The sequence below is a fragment of the Streptococcus sanguinis genome (assembly GCF_019928825.1).
Lineage (GTDB): Bacteria > Bacillota > Bacilli > Lactobacillales > Streptococcaceae > Streptococcus > Streptococcus sanguinis_L.
This window is the reverse complement of sequence record NZ_JAHZOP010000003.1, coordinates 154,122-169,791: the sequence shown is the minus strand read 5'-3', so window position 1 is coordinate 169,791 and position 15,670 is coordinate 154,122. Positions and strand designations below refer to the sequence as shown.

Here is a 15,670-nt window from a genome sequence, read left to right as displayed (position 1 = left end):
AACTCTTTCAAGGAGGAAGATAGATGAATAGGTATCAAAAAAAGCTTGCTGCTCTTGCTCTGATATTCTTGATAATAGGAACCTTTCTGAGCATCAGTCAGATTTATGCTCATCAGTCTTCAGACAAAAAAGAAGATAATTTGCAGGTGCTCAAGAAACTGCCTGAGCAGTCAACTAGCTTGATGCAGCCCAATGATATCGCTGCCCTGCTCTTGTCAGATTAGAATTTTTACTAAAAGGTTGACTCAGCTCAATGAGCAAGCTAAAAAACAACTCATTGGCTAGATAGGAACAATAAAAAAGGAGAGAAGATGACTTCAAAAAGAGAATTAGTACTGAAGGCTTTCAGAGGAGAGCCTGTTGATCGAGTGCCAGTTGGTTTCTGGCATCATTTTACCAGCGAAGAGGAGTGGCTGGCTGGTTTTGGAAATCGGGCCATTATTGATAAAAATCTGGCTGGTCATCAAGCTTTTCTGGCAGAAGTCGAGCCAGACTTTATCAAGCTGATGAGTGATGGTTATTTTGCTTATCCTAATGATCGCTTGAAAAAAGTCCAATCTATCAAAGACTTGGAAGATATTGAGCCGCTAGGTGCTGACCATCCTTGGATTAGTGAGCAGGTGGAGCTGGTTCAGAAGATTAGAGCTGGCTTTACAGAGGACTTGGTCGCTATTTACAATATTTTTGCGCCAGTGACCTACTTCAAATGGTTGGTCGGCAAGGTTGCCGGAGGGGATGATATCATTGCAGATTTCCTGGCAGAGAATGCAGTGCTCACGAAGCGGGTGCTGGATGTGATTGCTCAAGATATTGCAGCTCTGACGGAGCGGATTATCAAGGAAGCTGGTGCGGATGGAATCTACCTCAGCGTTCAGAGCATTCAGGATGCACGGGTGTCGCCTGAAGACTATAAGGCTTTTATTGCACCTAGTGAATTGGCGGTGCTGGAAGCAGCCAACGCGGCTGGCGGAGTGAATATCCTGCACATTTGCGGTTACGAAGGCGCGCGAAATGATGTTCATCTTTTCACAGATTATCCAGCTCAGGTCATCAACTGGGCAGTGGGGCCAGAAGGTATCAGCCTAGCGGAGGGACGAAAATTATTTGGCGGTCGGACTGTCCTCGGTGGCTTTGAAAATGGCAAGGACGGCCTGCTCTACACGGGCAGTCAAGCGGCTATTCAAGATGAGACCAAGCGGCTGATAGCAGGAGCTGGCAAGGAAGCTTTGATTATCGGGGCTGACTGTACTATTCCAAGCGATATTGAAGCAGAGCGGATTCAGTGGGTTCGCCAAGCAGCAAGCTTAACATAAGAAGGAGACGAAAGAATGAGCAAGAAAAAATGGATTATTGGTGGAGCAGCAGTGATTGCTATTGTAGCTGCGACTTACTTGGGCCGGACTTTGACAGGTGCTTCATCTAGCAAGACGAGCAGCTCTGCATCAGGCAGCGGCAAGGTCACGACTTTGAAAGTGGCACATACACAGAACTATGTTCCTTATGACTTTGTGGATGAAAAGGGCGAGTCAGATGGCTATGAGGTTGCTGTTCTCAAGGCCATTGATGAAAAGCTGCCAGACTATCAGTTTGAATATACTGGTACTAGTGATGAGGATCTTTTAGTCGGTCTGGAATCTGGGAAATATGACATCGGAACCAAGGGAGCCTGGTACACCGAAGAGCGGGCGAAGAAGTTCATCATTCCAAAAAGCCCAATCGGCGCTAGCATTATCGGTTTCACTATTCGCAAGGAAGACGCTGAAAAATACAAGACCATTGATGACTTTGCCAAGGAAAAGGGCAAGCTGGTACCAATCTCTCCGCAGAATGCTCAATGGGCCGTTATCGAAGAGTATAACAAAAAGCATAGCGGAGCTCCTATTGATTTGACTGCAGCAGAGTCCTTCAAGGTGGCTGATGCTTATGCTTGGGTTCTGGAAGGACGCTACGATGCTTTCTTTGACATCAAGCTGTCATTTGAAAAAGCTGTGACGGACAAGGAAGGTTCTTACCACCAGTATGCGGATCAACTGACTTGGTTCCCTTACAAGGGGATTCCGACCTATCCACTGCTTCATAAAAACGAAAAAAATGAAGAATTTGCCAAGGCATATGAGAAGGCTATTAAGGAACTGGAAAAAGATGGAACCTTGGCCAAACTATCTGAAAAGTATTTCGGAGAAGATGTCTTCTCTTATGTGGACAAGGATTAGTTGCTGCTGTCTGCTGATTATGGAAAATCAAAAGGCTGACTGAGAAGCTGGCTGAAAATAGAGTTGGTGGCTTCTAAGCTGACCTTGCTGCTGTTTGAAGGAATTTTCAAAGAGGATAGCCAGGCGAGAGCAAGGCTATTCCAATCTGAAAGCGCCCGTCCAAGAGAAGCTTATTCTATCTAATCACTGTCGAAGGAGAAGAAACTTATGGTCTCGTATGACTTGTCCCGTGTCTTTGGCCTGCTGCCTAGTCTGCTGCAGGCTCTGCCGACCACTTTATGGATTATGTTTGTGACAGCTTTGATTGGCTCCTTGCTGGGTGGTCTGTTGGCTTGGGCTCAGATTGCTGAGGAGCAGTCTTTCGCTGGTCTGGCTAGAGGATATATATTTATCCTTAGATGTACACCGCCTATCGTCTTGCTTTTCTTGGTTTTTTATGGCATTCCAGAGTTCTTAGAATGGTGGCTGGGGCTGGATATCAATAATTGGTCGCGAACTGTGTTTGTCATCATCACCATGATTCTGCTCTTTGCGGCTATGATTGCGGAAGTCTTCAAGGCAGCTTATCTTGCTGTTCCCAAGGGACAGACCGAGGCAGGTCTCAGTATTGGCTTGACACCGGCGCAGACTTTTCTGCGTATTGTCCTGCCGCAGGCTTTTCGCATCGCCCTGCCCAATCTGACTACCGCCCTTCTTAATCTCATGCGGGATGCTGCGCTGGCTTATACGATTGGGGCAGTTGATGTCATGGGAGCAGGGCAAAATCTCATCAGCCGGAATCTGGGCAATTATTCCCTAGAAACCTATACAGCGGTGGCCTTGATTTACTGGGGGATTGCCCTAGTGGTTTCGCTGGCTTCCCAGCTTCTGGAAAAAAGTCTGACTGTCAAGGAGAGGTAAAGCATGGATTTGAATTATATTGTAAATACCTTTCTGGTTACTCTGAAAGGCATTCCAGTAACCCTGATCATTATGGTGGTGGCTATTCTGCTCAGCTTTATTCCGGCTCTGCTTCTAGCTCTGGGACAGATTTATAAAGTTCGAGGTGTGCGGACCTTTTCGGTGGTTTATCTGGCCTTCATTCGGGCGACGCCGCCCATTTTGCTCATTCTCTTTTTCTACAGTCTTTTTCCTAGCTTACTGAATCAAATTTTCAAAAGTCTGGGCAGTCAGGTAGACGTCTTTAAGTTCAATCCGCTTTACTATGCTTTCATCATCTATAGCCTGATGACGACAGGCAGTTTGTCGGAAATTCTGCGCTCTGCCATTTTGACAGTGGATAAAGGACAGTTGGAAGCGGCGCAGGCGATTGGTTTAACGAATTTTCAAGCCTATCGGAGGATTGTTTTTCCTCAGGCATTGCGTTCTGCCCTGCCCAATCTGGCCAATCTGGTTATCAATCTAGTCAAGGGAACCTCGCTGGTATTTGTCATGACGGTCAAGGATATCACAGCCTTGGCTAAGATAGAGGCCTCCCATTCTTACCAGTATTCAGAGTCTTATCTGGTGATTTTTGTTATTTATCTCATTATTTGCGGCTTGATTCAGTGGATTTTTAGGGGCTTGGAAAAACGCTACGCTCTTGCTTAGGAAGGAAAGATCATGTTAGAAGTAAAACATATCTCCAAACGATTTGGAGAGCACCAGGTGCTGGCAGATGTCAGTCTCAAGGTCAATCAAGGTGACGTTGTGGTTATTCTGGGACCCTCAGGCTCTGGGAAAACAACATTTCTGCGCTGTCTGAATCACTTAGAAAAAGCGGATGACGGCCAGCTGACTCTGTCTGGTAAGGACTATGATTTAGCTAAACTCAGCAAAAAAGAGATTTTGGAAATTCGTAGAAAGACGGCCTTTGTCTTCCAGCATTATAATCTCTTTGCCAATAAAACTGCCCTTGAAAATATCTTAGAAGGCTTAGTGATAGCTCGTAAGATACCGAGGGAAGAAGCGCTTAAGATTGCGGAAGAGTCCTTGAAGCGCGTAGGCCTCTTGGCCTACAAAGACTACTATCCTTCTCAGCTATCAGGCGGCCAGCAGCAGCGGATTGGGATTGCGCGTGCCATTGCTGTTAAGCCAGATGTCATTCTGCTGGATGAACCAACTTCGGCTCTAGATCCGGAACTGGTCGGCGAAGTTCTTAGTGTCATGAAGCAGCTAGCTCAGGAGGGAGTGACCATGGTCGTTGTGACCCACGAGATGAGCTTTGCCCGTGATGTGGCCAACCATGTCATCTTTATGGACGGAGGTCATATCGTCGAAGAAAACCCTCCTCAGGAATTCTTCAGCAGTCCAAAGGAAGAGCGGACCCAACAGTTTCTGTCCCGCATTCTGTCCGATGCCAGCTATAGTGTAGAGTATATGATTTAAAAATCTGGATTGTGTCCAGATTTTTATTATAAAAAGGCGTCTTTATAGGAATGAAAAGGTCCTCAACGACTTTCTCGATTACATTTGTAAATTTATTTTAAAAAATTATGTAAAATCTATTGACAAATAAATTCTGTCATGATAAAATTACAACTGTAAACAAAAAAGTTTACGTAAATTTAATCAGAAGATGTGAATATAGCCGGAAGGCGATTATTTTTGGGAGGGTTAAAAATTATGTAAAATTATCTTCTTCTGAAAGAGATCAAATCACTCATAAAAATAGAGACTGAATCAGTCTTGATTTTTGAAAAGAGAATAAGTTATGTAAAATAATAGATTGCAGAAGATCTCCCAAATCAAAATTTATAGTGGATAAGGAAGAGATTTCTTATCTGAAACTTTGGTAAAATCAAAAATTATGTAAAACAAAATATGAAAAAAGCGAGGTAATGCTATGAACAACAACTACAACAATTTTAACAATATGGACGACCTTTTCAACCAACTCATGGGGCGCATGGGTGGCTACAACAGCGAACACCGGCGCTACTTGATTAATGGTAGAGAGGTCACACCGGAAGAGTTTGCTCAGTACCGGGCTACTGGCAAACTCCCTGGTCAAGGAACAGGTGAGCAGACTGGCCAAACTGCTGCTCATGGACCTAAGCAAGATGGTATCCTAGCTAAGCTGGGTCGCAATCTGACTCAGGAAGCGCGTGATGGCAAGTTAGATCCAGTCATTGGGCGCAATAAGGAAATCCAAGAAACTGCTGAAATCCTTTCTCGCCGGACTAAGAATAATCCGGTTCTGGTCGGAGATGCCGGAGTTGGTAAGACAGCTGTCGTAGAAGGATTGGCTCAGGCTATCGTTAACGGTGATGTGCCAGCGGCTATCAAGAATAAGGAAGTTATTTCTGTTGATATTTCCGGTCTGGAAGCTGGTACTCAATATCGTGGTAGCTTTGAAGAAAATATCCAAAACTTAGTCAATGAAGTCAAGGAAGCCGGCAACATTATCCTCTTCTTTGATGAAATCCATCAAATCCTAGGAGCAGGATCTATCGGTGGAGATAGTGGCTCTAAGGGCATGGCGGATATTCTCAAACCAGCACTTTCTCGTGGGGAGTTGACCGTCATCGGGGCTACCACTCAGGATGAGTATCGTAACACCATTCTCAAAAATGCAGCTCTGGCTCGCCGTTTCAATGAAGTCAAGGTCAATGCACCGTCTGCCGAAGATACCTATCAGATCCTTCGAGGTATTCGGGACTTGTACGAAAAGCACCACAATGTCATCCTGCCGGATGAAGTGCTGAAAGCGGCTGTGGATTACTCTGTTCAGTATATTCCACAACGGAGCCTGCCAGACAAGGCTATTGACCTGGTCGATGTGACTGCTGCGCACTTGGCAGCCCAGCATCCAGTGACTGATGTTCATGCGGTTGAAAATGAGATTGCTGAACAGAAAGACAAACAGGAAGCGGCTGTTGAGAAAGAAGATTATGAAGCAGCTCTGAATGCTAAGACTCGCATTGAAGAGCTAGAAAAGAAAATTCAAAATCACACTGAGGATATGAAGGTGACAGCTACGGTCAACGATGTAGCAGAGTCTGTTGAACGGATGACAGGTGTGCCGGTATCTCAAATGGGTGCTAGCGACATTGAGCGCCTCAAGGGCATGAATGACCGTCTCAAAGCTAAAGTGATTGGCCAAGACAAGGCTGTAGAAGCCGTGGCTAGAGCTATCCGCCGTAACCGTGCAGGATTTGATGAAGGCAACCGCCCAATCGGCAGCTTCCTCTTCGTTGGTCCGACAGGTGTCGGAAAGACTGAGCTGGCTAAGCAACTGGCTTTGGATATGTTTGGTACCAAGGAAGCCATCATCCGTCTGGATATGTCAGAATACTCCGACCGGACTGCTGTTTCCAAGCTGATTGGTACTACTGCCGGCTATGTTGGCTATGATGACAACAACAACACCTTAACCGAGCGTGTGCGCCGCAATCCTTACTCTATCATTCTCTTGGATGAGATTGAAAAGGCGGATCCACAAGTGATTACCCTTCTCCTTCAAGTTCTGGATGACGGTCGTTTGACAGATGGTCAAGGGAATACAGTCAACTTCAAGAACACGGTCATCATTGCGACTTCCAATGCCGGCTTTGGCTATGAAGCAGGCTTGGAAGAGGATGCAGAAAAGCCTGATCTGATGGATCGACTCAAAGCTTATTTCCGTCCAGAGTTCCTCAATCGTTTCAATGCAGTTATTGAGTTCTCTCATCTCAAGAAAGAAGATTTGATGGAGATTGTTAATCTCATGCTGAACGAAGTAAATCAAACCTTGAGCAAGAAAGAAATTGATCTGGCTGTATCTGATGCAGCTAAGGAATTCCTGCGCGACGCTGGTTATGACCAAGTCATGGGTGTTCGTCCGCTCCGCCGTGTCATCGAGCAGCAAATTCGTGACAAGGTAACTGACTTTCACTTGGATAATCTAGATGCTAAGCACTTGACGGCTGATTTAGAAGATGGTGTCTTGGTTATCAAGGAAAAGGGTTCTTCCGCATCTGAAGAAGACAAGCAGGCAGAATAAAACTTACTAAGTCAACTAACTTTTCAAAGACCTCCTTCTTAGATGAAGGCAGGTCTTTTTTGTTAAGTAGTAATTCCAAATAACTATCCTTTCTGAAAATAAATTAGTATTTATCCCAAAATATCAACTAAATTCTCCTTGATATCACTTAAAAGAAATGTTTCTATTAGGTATATAAAAAGAAAAACATTGAAACCTGATGCTGAAGAAAAGCCAGACTTGCTTAGAAGGTATCGGTAAAATGAAACAAAATTTTGATATTGCCGAAGCAGTCGATGGCTAGAATCAAGCTAGCAACCTAGCTTTTCTGAAACAAGAGATTAAGCTCGCATGCTGTAGGATTTTCAAGGAAAAATTTAGACAATTTGGAGGAAGACAGCAAATGGCAACTTTATAAAGCCAGTATATTAGCCTATCAGGGGATCAACTTTATGCAGAAGGATTTAAAATAAGAGAGATGAATAATTTTTGACGAAAGCAGACTGCTATGAAACAGTAACAACAATTAAGCACAATGTCATTATCTTTGCCATTCTCAGCACCCTGTGTGGCTGGACTGGTTATGTTGTTGATAAAGTAACCGGCCAGGCTCCTTACGAAAGTATCGGAACAGAGATAGGAAGCGGCTCTTTAGGGATGCTGATTTGGCTGCTAACTCCGTTAATCTGTACCATCTTTCTTCGAAGCCTTGGCGGAGACGGCTGTAAAGAGGCAGGTTTTTCCATTAATTTTAAAAATAATAAAACGTTATACCTTGTTAGTTTTTTAGTCTACCTTCTTGTTACGATGATAGTGAGATTCTTGGGACTGGTGGCACAAGGCATCAGAGTGACAGATGTGAAGGTTGAGCTCATGGTCTATCTTGGAATCTTGCTCACACAGATAGGGGCTCAATTCATAAAAAATATTTTTGAAGAATCCGTTTGGAGGGCATATCTTACCAATCAATTAATCAAATTAAAATTATCTGACTTAAAACTATATCTACTTGTTGGATTTATCTGGTGGATTTGGCATCTGCCTTACATTATGGAGTTTCTGTCTGAGAGAGAAATCCAAAATACCTTGCCGGTTGGAAGTCTTACATTCCTCCTTATCGGGCGGGATGATAATTGTTGTATGCTGGACGGTCATGTACACAGAGATTTTTAGACTTACTAAGTCTGTCTGGCCGCTGGTAATTATGCATACTATGGAAGATGCGGTTATAAATCCTTTACGATTACTAGGCTTTGTCTCGGTAGAAAAAAATCAGGCTTTCCTCTTCTCGCTTTCAGTGGTGATGATTCCGACTATTCTTTATTTAACAGTTAGTCTAGCTATACGAAAATGGAGAAAAAACAGGAGTATGGAAAGGCGAGCTAACAGAGTAACAAAAGATGATAATGTTGATTTATTTTTCTATTTAATAGAGGTAAAAGGCTATCAAAAGTCTGTAAAAATGGAAAAAGTTGACATTTCAATGAGTTATGTTCTAATTTTTTTGTACATTTTCAAGTTTTTATATATGTAAATGTCAGAAAAAAGTGTATAATGGATTAGTAAATTAAATTTTAGGAGAGGATTTAATTATGAAAAAGTTGGATATTACAACCATGCCCGACTATAGGAAAGTCGAGGCTGTTGTTCAGTTGTTAGTTAATGGAACCTTAACTAGTTATCGAATTGCGACGGATGCAAACATCAGCAAGATGAGTATCCTGACCTTAACTAAAGGGACCAGCAAAATTAAGAACATTACTTATCAAACTGCGATGGCCTTAATTAATTGGTATGAAGAAAACCATGAAAAATACGGCATCACCATTCATCAAAAGGCCGCAGGATAGTCTAAAACTATGATGTAGCTCAACCCTAACCCAGCTAACCATTGGATAGCTGGGTTTTTCTATGCCTCTTAATGAGACAAGCCGTGGGCGCAGTCGAATTTAGAGGCATTGATGCAGACTGAGCGCAAGCGAAGTCTACGTTCCGCTAATTTCTTAGCGATTGCCGGCTCGCAGAGTCAAGCAGAGCTTAGAGGCATTGATGCAGTTTGAGCGTAAGCGAAAACTACGTTCCGCAAAAACTTAATGAGACAAGCCAGAGGCGCAGTCGAATTTAGAGGCATAGATGCAGACTGAGCGGAAGCGAAGTCTAGGTTCTGCTAATTTCTTAGCGATTGCCGGCTCGCAGAGTCGAGCAGAGCTTAGAGGCATAGATGCAGTTTGAGCGTAAGCGAAAACTACGTTCCGCAAAAACTTAATGAGACAAGCCGTGGACGCAGTCGAATTTAGAGGCATTGATGCAGACTGAGCGCAAGCGAAGTCTACGTTCCGCTAATTTCTTAGCGATTGCCGGCTCGCAGAGTCGAGCAGGGCTTAGAGGCGAAGATGCAGTTTGAACGTTAGCGAAAACTACGTTCCTCAAAAACTTAATGAGACGAGCCATAGGTGCCGTCGAATTTAGGAGCAGCCATGCTCACTTTCTTACTTTTTTCTGTCCTTAGGGGCAGATTTTTTTGACAGTCCAAGAGTGAACAGTCGCCTGTGTAATTCTTGGTCTTTTTGTTACCGCTTTCACGATTTATAATAAATCTATAAGAATAAGAAAAATAAAAAATAAAGGGGAGTTACCATGAATATCCTTCTTAATATTCTAAATTGGTTCTCGCAGAACATTCTGCAAAATCCAGCTTTCTTCGTCGGCCTTTTGGTGCTAATCGGTTATGCACTGCTTAAGAAACCTGCCCACGATGTGTTTGCCGGCTTCATTAAAGCAACGGTCGGCTATTTGATTCTTAATGCCGGAGCAGCCGGTCTGGTGAATACTTTCCGACCAATTCTGGCAGCCCTGAACTTTAAGTTCAAAATTGGGGCTGCAGTCATTGATCCTTACTTTGGATTGACAGCGGCGAATACAAAGATTGCGGAAGAATTCCCAAACTTTGTCGGAACAGCTACAACAGCTCTCTTGATTGGGTTTGGCTTCAACATCCTACTAGTAGCTTTCCGTAAGGTCACTAAGATTCGGACTCTCTTCATCACTGGTCACATCATGGTTCAGCAGGCTGCTACTGTATCACTGATGGTGCTCTTGCTGGTACCGCAGCTGCGCAATAGCTGGGGAACCTTGGCTATCGGCCTCATCTGTGGTCTCTACTGGGCTGTCAGTTCCAATATGACTGTCGAAGCTACTCAGCGTTTGACTGGAGGTGGTGGTTTCGCCATCGGTCACCAGCAGCAATTTGCCATCTGGTTCGTTGATAAGGTTGCGCCTTTCTTTGGTAAAAAAGAAGAAAATCTGGACAATCTGAAGCTGCCTAAGTTCCTGTCTATCTTCCATGATACTGTCGTTGCTTCTGCAACTTTGATGCTAGTCTTCTTCGGTGCTATCCTCTTAGTCTTGGGACCAGATGTTATGGCCAACAAAGAAGTTATCACAACTGGTACACCATTTGACCCTGCCAAGCAAGACTTCTATATGTATATCATTCAGACAGCCTTTACCTTCTCAGTCTATCTCTTCATCCTCATGCAAGGGGTGCGCATGTTCGTATCTGAGCTGACTAATGCCTTTCAAGGTATTTCAAGCAAGCTCTTGCCAGGTTCCTTCCCAGCGGTGGATGTGGCAGCGTCTTATGGATTTGGCTCACCAAATGCCGTTCTTTCCGGCTTTGCCTTTGGTTTGGTTGGTCAACTGATTACCATTGTACTATTGATTGTTTTCAAAAATCCAATCCTGATTATCACTGGTTTCGTTCCTGTCTTCTTTGACAATGCAGCGATTGCAGTCTATGCCGACAAGCGTGGTGGTTGGAAAGCAGCCCTTGTCCTATCATTTATTTCAGGTGTGCTGCAGGTAGCCCTTGGTGCTCTCTGTGTGGCTCTGCTAGGCTTGGCTTCTTACGGCGGATATCACGGTAATATCGATTTTGAAATTCCATGGTTAGGCTTTGGCTACATCTTCAAATATCTGGGTATTATCGGTTACGCTCTGGTTTGCTTCTTCTTCTTACTCATTCCTCAGCTGCAATTCGCTAGAGCGAAGGATAAGGAAGCCTACTATCAAGGTCAGGTACAGGCAGAAGATTAATATAAAATAAGATTTCGGAGGAAACTAAAATGGTTAAAGTATTAACAGCATGCGGAAATGGCATGGGATCATCTATGGTGATTAAAATGAAAGTGGAAAATGCACTTCGTAATTTGGGACAAACAGACTTTACGGTCAATTCTTGCAGTGTCGGAGAAGCTAAAAGTTTAGCTTCGGGCTACGATATTGTCATTGCTTCTCTGCATTTAATCAATGAATTGGAAGGCCGAACCAATGGAAAATTAATCGGCTTGGACAACCTGATGGATGATAAGGAAATCACTGAAAAATTAAGTCAGGTATTGTAAGAATTTCTATCTATGAAGATGGGTTCTCAGTTAGGGTGGGGTGGTTAGGCTGCCCCACCTTCCTATATTATCTATTGTGAGATTGAGCAGGGGCTAAAATTTTGGAAGGTATTGAAGATGCCCCTTGTATCCAATGAAAGGAAGAGAAATGAATTTAAAACAAGCATTGACAGACAACAAGTCTATTCGTTTGGGTCTTTCAGCCGAGACTTGGCAGGAAGCAGTCAAGCTATCAGTAGAGCCCTTGATTGAGAGCGGAGCTGTTCAGCCTCAGTACTACGATGCCATCGTCGAGTCGACAGAAGAATATGGACCCTATTACATTCTCATGCCGGGCATGGCGATGCCTCATGCCAGACCAGAAGCAGGGGTTAATCGCGACGCCTTCTCCCTGATTACACTGACAGAACCAGTCACTTTTTCAGATGGTAAGGAGGTCAGTGTTCTGCTTTCTTTGGCGGCTACCAGCTCCAAGATTCATACCAGCGTAGCCATTCCGCAGATTATTGCACTTTTTGAGCTGGAAAATTCCATTGAGCGGATTAAGACTTGCAAGAGTGACGAAGAAGTGCTGGCTCTGATAGAGGAATCAAAGGACAGTCCTTACTTGCAGGGCTTGGATCTGGATTCCTGATGGATGCTCAGAGAGACTAGGATATGATTGAAACTAAGAAGAGAGGTAAAAAGATGTCAAAACAGATTCCAAATTTACAGGTAGCATTGGACCATTCAGATTTGCAGGGAGCCATCAAGGCGGCTGTTTCTGTCGGCCATGAAGTAGATGTCATTGAGGCAGGAACGGTCTGTCTCTTGCAGGTGGGAAGCGAGCTTGTTGAAGTGCTCCGCAGTCTCTTTCCAGAGAAAATCATCGTGGCTGATACCAAGTGTGCGGATGCTGGCGGAACCGTAGCTAAAAACAATGCAGTACGTGGTGCAGACTGGATGACCTGTATTTGCTCAGCCACCATTCCAACCATGAAGGCAGCCTTGAAAGCTATCCAGGAAGAGCGCGGCCAACGTGGGGAAATTCAGGTTGAACTTTACGGAGACTGGACCTATGAACAAGCTCAGACTTGGCTGGATGCAGGTATTTCCCAGGCTATTTACCATCAATCCCGCGACGCTCTTTTGGCTGGGGAAACTTGGGGAGAAAAGGATCTTAATAAGGTCAAGAAACTGATTGAAATGGGCTTCCGTGTATCAGTGACAGGTGGTCTGAATATTGATACGCTCAAACTCTTTGAAGGAGTTGATGTCTTCACCTTCATTGCTGGACGCGGTATTACTGAAGCTGAAGATCCAGCTGCTGCTGCGCGGGCCTTTAAAGATGAAATCAAGCGAATTTGGGGGTAGGCCATGGCACGTCCAATTGGAATTTATGAAAAGGCGACACCCAAGCATTTTTCCTGGCCTGAGCGTTTAGCTTTTGCCAAAGAACTAGGCTTTGACTTTGTCGAAATGTCGGTGGATGAGTCGGACGAACGTCTAGCTCGCCTTTCCTGGTCTAAGGAGCAGAGGCTGGAGTTAGTAAAGGCCATTTATGAAAGCAGCGTCCGCATTCCGACCATATGCTTTAGCGGCCATCGCCGCTACCCGCTGGGCTCCAATGATCCAGAGCTGGAAGCTAAGTCACTGGAAACTATGAAGCAGTGTATCGAGCTAGCTCAGGACTTGGGAGTACGGGTCATTCAGCTAGCAGGCTACGATGTTTATTATGAGGAGAAATCTCCTGAAACTCGTGCTCGTTTCCTGAAAAATCTCCGCCAGGCTTGTGATTGGGCGGAGCAGACTCAGGTCATGCTGGCGATTGAGATTATGGATGATCCTTTTATCAACAGCATTGAGAAATATCTGGCTGTCGCGAAAGAAATCAATTCGCCTTATCTCTTTGTCTATCCGGATACAGGCAATGTCTCTGCCTGGCACAATGACCTTTACAGTGAGTTTCTGCTGGGGCATCAAGCTATTGCAGCCCTGCATTTGAAAGATACCTATGCCGTGACCGAGCAGTCCAAGGGGCAATTCCGCGATGTGCCTTTTGGTCAAGGTTGTGTCAACTGGGAAGATACTTTCAGAATTTTAAAAGAAACCAATTATCAAGGGCCATTTTTGATTGAAATGTGGTCTGAAAATTGTCCAACGGTAGAGGAAACCAAGGCGGCTATCAAAGAAGCCCAAGATTTCCTTTATCCACTCATTGAGAAAGCGGGGTTAAACTAATGCTGTTACCAGAATTAAGAGAGCGCGTTTACAAGGCTAATTGTGACCTACCAAAACATGGCTTGGTTAAGTTTACTTGGGGAAATGTCTCTGCGGTGGACCGCGAAGCGGGCTTGATTGTCATCAAACCGAGCGGTGTGGACTACGATAAGCTCAGTCCGGAAAATATGGTTGTGGTCGACTTGGATGGCAATATCGTTGAAGGCGACCTCAATCCGTCATCTGACTTGGCTACCCACGTGGAGCTCTACAAGGCTTTCCCAAAAGTCGGTGGCGTTGTTCACACGCACTCAACGGAAGCGGTTGGCTGGGCACAGGCTGGGCGCGATATTCCATTTTACGGAACGACGCATGCGGATTATTTCTACGGTCCCATTCCAGCGGCACGTTCATTGACAGAAAGCGAAATCAACACGGCCTACGAAAAAGAAACAGGCACCGTGATTATTGAAACCTTCCGCGAGCGCGACATTGACCCCATGGCAGTGCCAGGTGTCACTGTGCGCAACCACGGTCCCTTTACTTGGGGCAAGACGCCAGAAGCTGCGGTTTACCACAGCGTTGTCTTGGAAGAAGTTGCCAAAATGGCGCGCTTCACCGAGCAAATCAAACCCGATGTCAAAGAAGCACCAAAATACCTCATGGACAAGCACTACCTCCGCAAACACGGACCGAACGCTTACTATGGGCAAAAAGGCGCTAGTCATTAAAAAAACAAAGAGCAGTCCCAGGGATTGCTTTTTTGTGTTGGTTTTAAGTGGCATCTTGATTTTTAAAGTGGTATAATAAATGCAATTTGATGAGTTAGAAAGAACAAAATGACAAAAAAAGTAACAATCAATGATATTGCTAGCTTGGTTGGGGTGTCCAAGGCGACGATTTCCTATTACTTAAATGGAAATATGCGGAAAATGTCTTTGGAGACGAGGGAGAAAATCCGGCTGGCCATTGAAGAAACGGGCTATCAACCCAACAAAATGGCGCAGAGTTTGGTGACCAGAGACACCAAGACGATTGGCGTTGTGATTGCGGATATCACCAACCCCTTCATTTCCTCAGTTATCAAAGGGATTCATGACACTTGCAAGAAATACGGCTACACGGTTAACTTTACCAATTCGGACAATGACCAGCTGATTGAGCAGGAAAATATCGAGCGGCTTCAGCAGCAGAATGTCTCAGGGATTATTCTCGATACGGTGGATGCCAATTCGCTCCTGATTCAAAAGCTGAGTAAGAAGCGGACGGTTCTAGTGGACAGGCAATCGAGAGAAGTGACGCTGGACACGGTTGTATCTAATAATCGTAACTCGACCAAGGCTTTTCTGGCAGAAATGAAGAAGGCAGGCTATGAAGACATTTACTTTGTCACCTTTCCGATTGAGGGGATTTCGACGCGGGAAATGCGTTATCAGGGCTTTAAAGAAGAGGTTTCGGCTGACCCAGAGAAACTTTTGGTTTTGGGACAAGACGGGACAGCTCAAAAAATTCTTCAGTTGATTGAGCAAAGGCAAGAAAAAATCGCTTTTTTCACCATGAACGGCCCAGCCCTGCTTGATTTTATGAAAATCTTGAACAAGACCGACTACAGCTATCCCCGTGATTTTGGTCTGGGTTCCTACGAGGATTTGGAATGGATGGAGGTTTTAAATCCGAATGTGTCCTGTATTCGCCAAGATTCTTATAAAATTGGTCAAGTGGCAGCAGAACATCTAATCAAAAAATTAAGAGGAGAGCTAGCGGCGGAACCTGCTCAACTCCTTGTCGTTCCTAGCTTTACAGTTCTTAGAAGCTCTTTTTAGAAATGAAGTATTCGCGCGAGTGGATACTTTTTTTAAAATATTTTTTGAAACCGCTTGCAATTCTAAAGAGAATAGTGTATACTATAACAG

At 44.5% G+C, this 15,670-nt stretch carries 17 protein-coding genes; all 17 read left to right on the top strand.

Annotation, left to right across the window (positions count from 1 at the left end; all coding sequences use genetic code 11):
• Window positions 1-23 precede the first annotated feature (23 nt).
• Entirely contained in the window at window positions 24-224 is a 201-nt protein-coding gene (locus K1J09_RS06920) for a hypothetical protein (RefSeq protein ID WP_223323642.1), read from the top strand.
• Between the two features lie 87 nt (window positions 225-311).
• Window positions 312-1,313, top strand: coding sequence for a uroporphyrinogen decarboxylase family protein (locus tag K1J09_RS06915; RefSeq protein ID WP_223323641.1), 1,002 nt, complete (start codon window positions 312-314; stop codon window positions 1,311-1,313).
• A gap of 15 nt (window positions 1,314-1,328) precedes the next feature.
• Window positions 1,329-2,213, top strand: coding sequence for a transporter substrate-binding domain-containing protein (locus K1J09_RS06910; RefSeq protein ID WP_002893848.1), 885 nt, complete (start codon window positions 1,329-1,331; stop codon window positions 2,211-2,213).
• A 207-nt stretch (window positions 2,214-2,420) separates the two neighbouring features.
• Window positions 2,421-3,113 (top strand): amino acid ABC transporter permease, encoded by a 693-nt coding sequence (locus K1J09_RS06905; RefSeq protein ID WP_002905414.1) that lies wholly within the window; start codon window positions 2,421-2,423, stop codon window positions 3,111-3,113.
• A gap of 3 nt (window positions 3,114-3,116) precedes the next feature.
• Window positions 3,117-3,803, top strand: coding sequence for an amino acid ABC transporter permease (locus K1J09_RS06900; RefSeq protein ID WP_002893845.1), 687 nt, complete (start codon window positions 3,117-3,119; stop codon window positions 3,801-3,803).
• A 12-nt stretch (window positions 3,804-3,815) separates the two neighbouring features.
• Window positions 3,816-4,580 (top strand): amino acid ABC transporter ATP-binding protein, encoded by a 765-nt coding sequence (locus K1J09_RS06895; RefSeq protein WP_223323639.1) that lies wholly within the window; start codon window positions 3,816-3,818, stop codon window positions 4,578-4,580.
• Between the two features lie 457 nt (window positions 4,581-5,037).
• Window positions 5,038-7,176: an ATP-dependent Clp protease ATP-binding subunit gene (locus K1J09_RS06890; protein ID WP_223323637.1), complete on the top strand. Its 2,139-nt coding sequence runs from the start codon at window positions 5,038-5,040 to the stop codon at window positions 7,174-7,176.
• Between the two features lie 468 nt (window positions 7,177-7,644).
• Window positions 7,645-8,328, top strand: coding sequence for a CPBP family glutamic-type intramembrane protease (locus K1J09_RS06885; protein ID WP_002920292.1), 684 nt, complete (start codon window positions 7,645-7,647; stop codon window positions 8,326-8,328).
• 40 nt (window positions 8,329-8,368) lie between these two features.
• Complete coding sequence (locus K1J09_RS06880; protein ID WP_223323636.1) at window positions 8,369-8,689, top strand: hypothetical protein; 321 nt, start codon at window positions 8,369-8,371, stop codon at window positions 8,687-8,689.
• Window positions 8,690-8,747: 58 nt separating this feature from the next.
• Window positions 8,748-9,005, top strand: a complete 258-nt coding sequence (locus K1J09_RS06875) for a hypothetical protein (RefSeq protein ID WP_002893837.1) — start codon at window positions 8,748-8,750, stop codon at window positions 9,003-9,005.
• 787 nt (window positions 9,006-9,792) lie between these two features.
• Window positions 9,793-11,250, top strand: coding sequence for a PTS ascorbate transporter subunit IIC (locus K1J09_RS06870; RefSeq protein ID WP_002899076.1), 1,458 nt, complete (start codon window positions 9,793-9,795; stop codon window positions 11,248-11,250).
• A 29-nt stretch (window positions 11,251-11,279) separates the two neighbouring features.
• The gene (locus K1J09_RS06865) at window positions 11,280-11,558 is read left to right on the top strand and encodes a PTS sugar transporter subunit IIB (protein WP_002899074.1); all 279 of its coding nucleotides are present in this window, start codon (window positions 11,280-11,282) and stop codon (window positions 11,556-11,558) included.
• 148 nt (window positions 11,559-11,706) lie between these two features.
• The gene (locus tag K1J09_RS06860; RefSeq protein ID WP_023916969.1) at window positions 11,707-12,192 is read left to right on the top strand and encodes a PTS sugar transporter subunit IIA; all 486 of its coding nucleotides are present in this window, start codon (window positions 11,707-11,709) and stop codon (window positions 12,190-12,192) included.
• Between the two features lie 53 nt (window positions 12,193-12,245).
• The gene (locus tag K1J09_RS06855; RefSeq protein ID WP_011837547.1) at window positions 12,246-12,911 is read left to right on the top strand and encodes a 3-keto-L-gulonate-6-phosphate decarboxylase UlaD; all 666 of its coding nucleotides are present in this window, start codon (window positions 12,246-12,248) and stop codon (window positions 12,909-12,911) included.
• A gap of 3 nt (window positions 12,912-12,914) precedes the next feature.
• A complete protein-coding gene (locus tag K1J09_RS06850) occupies window positions 12,915-13,778 on the top strand; it encodes an L-ribulose-5-phosphate 3-epimerase (protein ID WP_223323632.1) in 864 nt (287 codons plus the stop codon).
• Entirely contained in the window at window positions 13,778-14,488 is a 711-nt protein-coding gene (locus K1J09_RS06845; protein WP_004193512.1) for an L-ribulose-5-phosphate 4-epimerase, read from the top strand. The genes K1J09_RS06850 and K1J09_RS06845 overlap by 1 nt, the downstream gene beginning before the upstream one ends.
• A 108-nt stretch (window positions 14,489-14,596) precedes the next feature.
• Window positions 14,597-15,580 carry a LacI family DNA-binding transcriptional regulator gene (locus K1J09_RS06840; RefSeq protein ID WP_004193510.1) on the top strand — a complete coding sequence of 328 codons (984 nt, stop codon included), beginning with the start codon at window positions 14,597-14,599 and terminating at the stop codon, window positions 15,578-15,580.
• The last annotated feature ends 90 nt before the right edge of the window (window positions 15,581-15,670 follow it).

Bases quoted from the DNA above. Each gene is read 5' to 3' on its own strand.
- K1J09_RS06920 (WP_223323642.1), top strand. From the start codon at position 24: ATGAATAGGTATCAAAAAAAGCTTGCTGCTCTTGCTCTGATATTCTTG.
- K1J09_RS06915 (WP_223323641.1), top strand. From the start codon at position 312: ATGACTTCAAAAAGAGAATTAGTACTGAAGGCTTTCAGAGGAGAGCCT.
- K1J09_RS06910 (WP_002893848.1), top strand. From the start codon at position 1,329: ATGAGCAAGAAAAAATGGATTATTGGTGGAGCAGCAGTGATTGCTATT.
- K1J09_RS06905 (WP_002905414.1), top strand. From the start codon at position 2,421: ATGGTCTCGTATGACTTGTCCCGTGTCTTTGGCCTGCTGCCTAGTCTG.
- K1J09_RS06900 (WP_002893845.1), top strand. From the start codon at position 3,117: ATGGATTTGAATTATATTGTAAATACCTTTCTGGTTACTCTGAAAGGC.
- K1J09_RS06895 (WP_223323639.1), top strand. From the start codon at position 3,816: ATGTTAGAAGTAAAACATATCTCCAAACGATTTGGAGAGCACCAGGTG.
- K1J09_RS06890 (WP_223323637.1), top strand. From the start codon at position 5,038: ATGAACAACAACTACAACAATTTTAACAATATGGACGACCTTTTCAAC.
- K1J09_RS06880 (WP_223323636.1), top strand. From the start codon at position 8,369: ATGGAAGATGCGGTTATAAATCCTTTACGATTACTAGGCTTTGTCTCG.
- K1J09_RS06875 (WP_002893837.1), top strand. From the start codon at position 8,748: ATGAAAAAGTTGGATATTACAACCATGCCCGACTATAGGAAAGTCGAG.
- K1J09_RS06870 (WP_002899076.1), top strand. From the start codon at position 9,793: ATGAATATCCTTCTTAATATTCTAAATTGGTTCTCGCAGAACATTCTG.
- K1J09_RS06865 (WP_002899074.1), top strand. From the start codon at position 11,280: ATGGTTAAAGTATTAACAGCATGCGGAAATGGCATGGGATCATCTATG.
- K1J09_RS06860 (WP_023916969.1), top strand. From the start codon at position 11,707: ATGAATTTAAAACAAGCATTGACAGACAACAAGTCTATTCGTTTGGGT.
- K1J09_RS06855 (WP_011837547.1), top strand. From the start codon at position 12,246: ATGTCAAAACAGATTCCAAATTTACAGGTAGCATTGGACCATTCAGAT.
- K1J09_RS06850 (WP_223323632.1), top strand. From the start codon at position 12,915: ATGGCACGTCCAATTGGAATTTATGAAAAGGCGACACCCAAGCATTTT.
- K1J09_RS06845 (WP_004193512.1), top strand. From the start codon at position 13,778: ATGCTGTTACCAGAATTAAGAGAGCGCGTTTACAAGGCTAATTGTGAC.
- K1J09_RS06840 (WP_004193510.1), top strand. From the start codon at position 14,597: ATGACAAAAAAAGTAACAATCAATGATATTGCTAGCTTGGTTGGGGTG.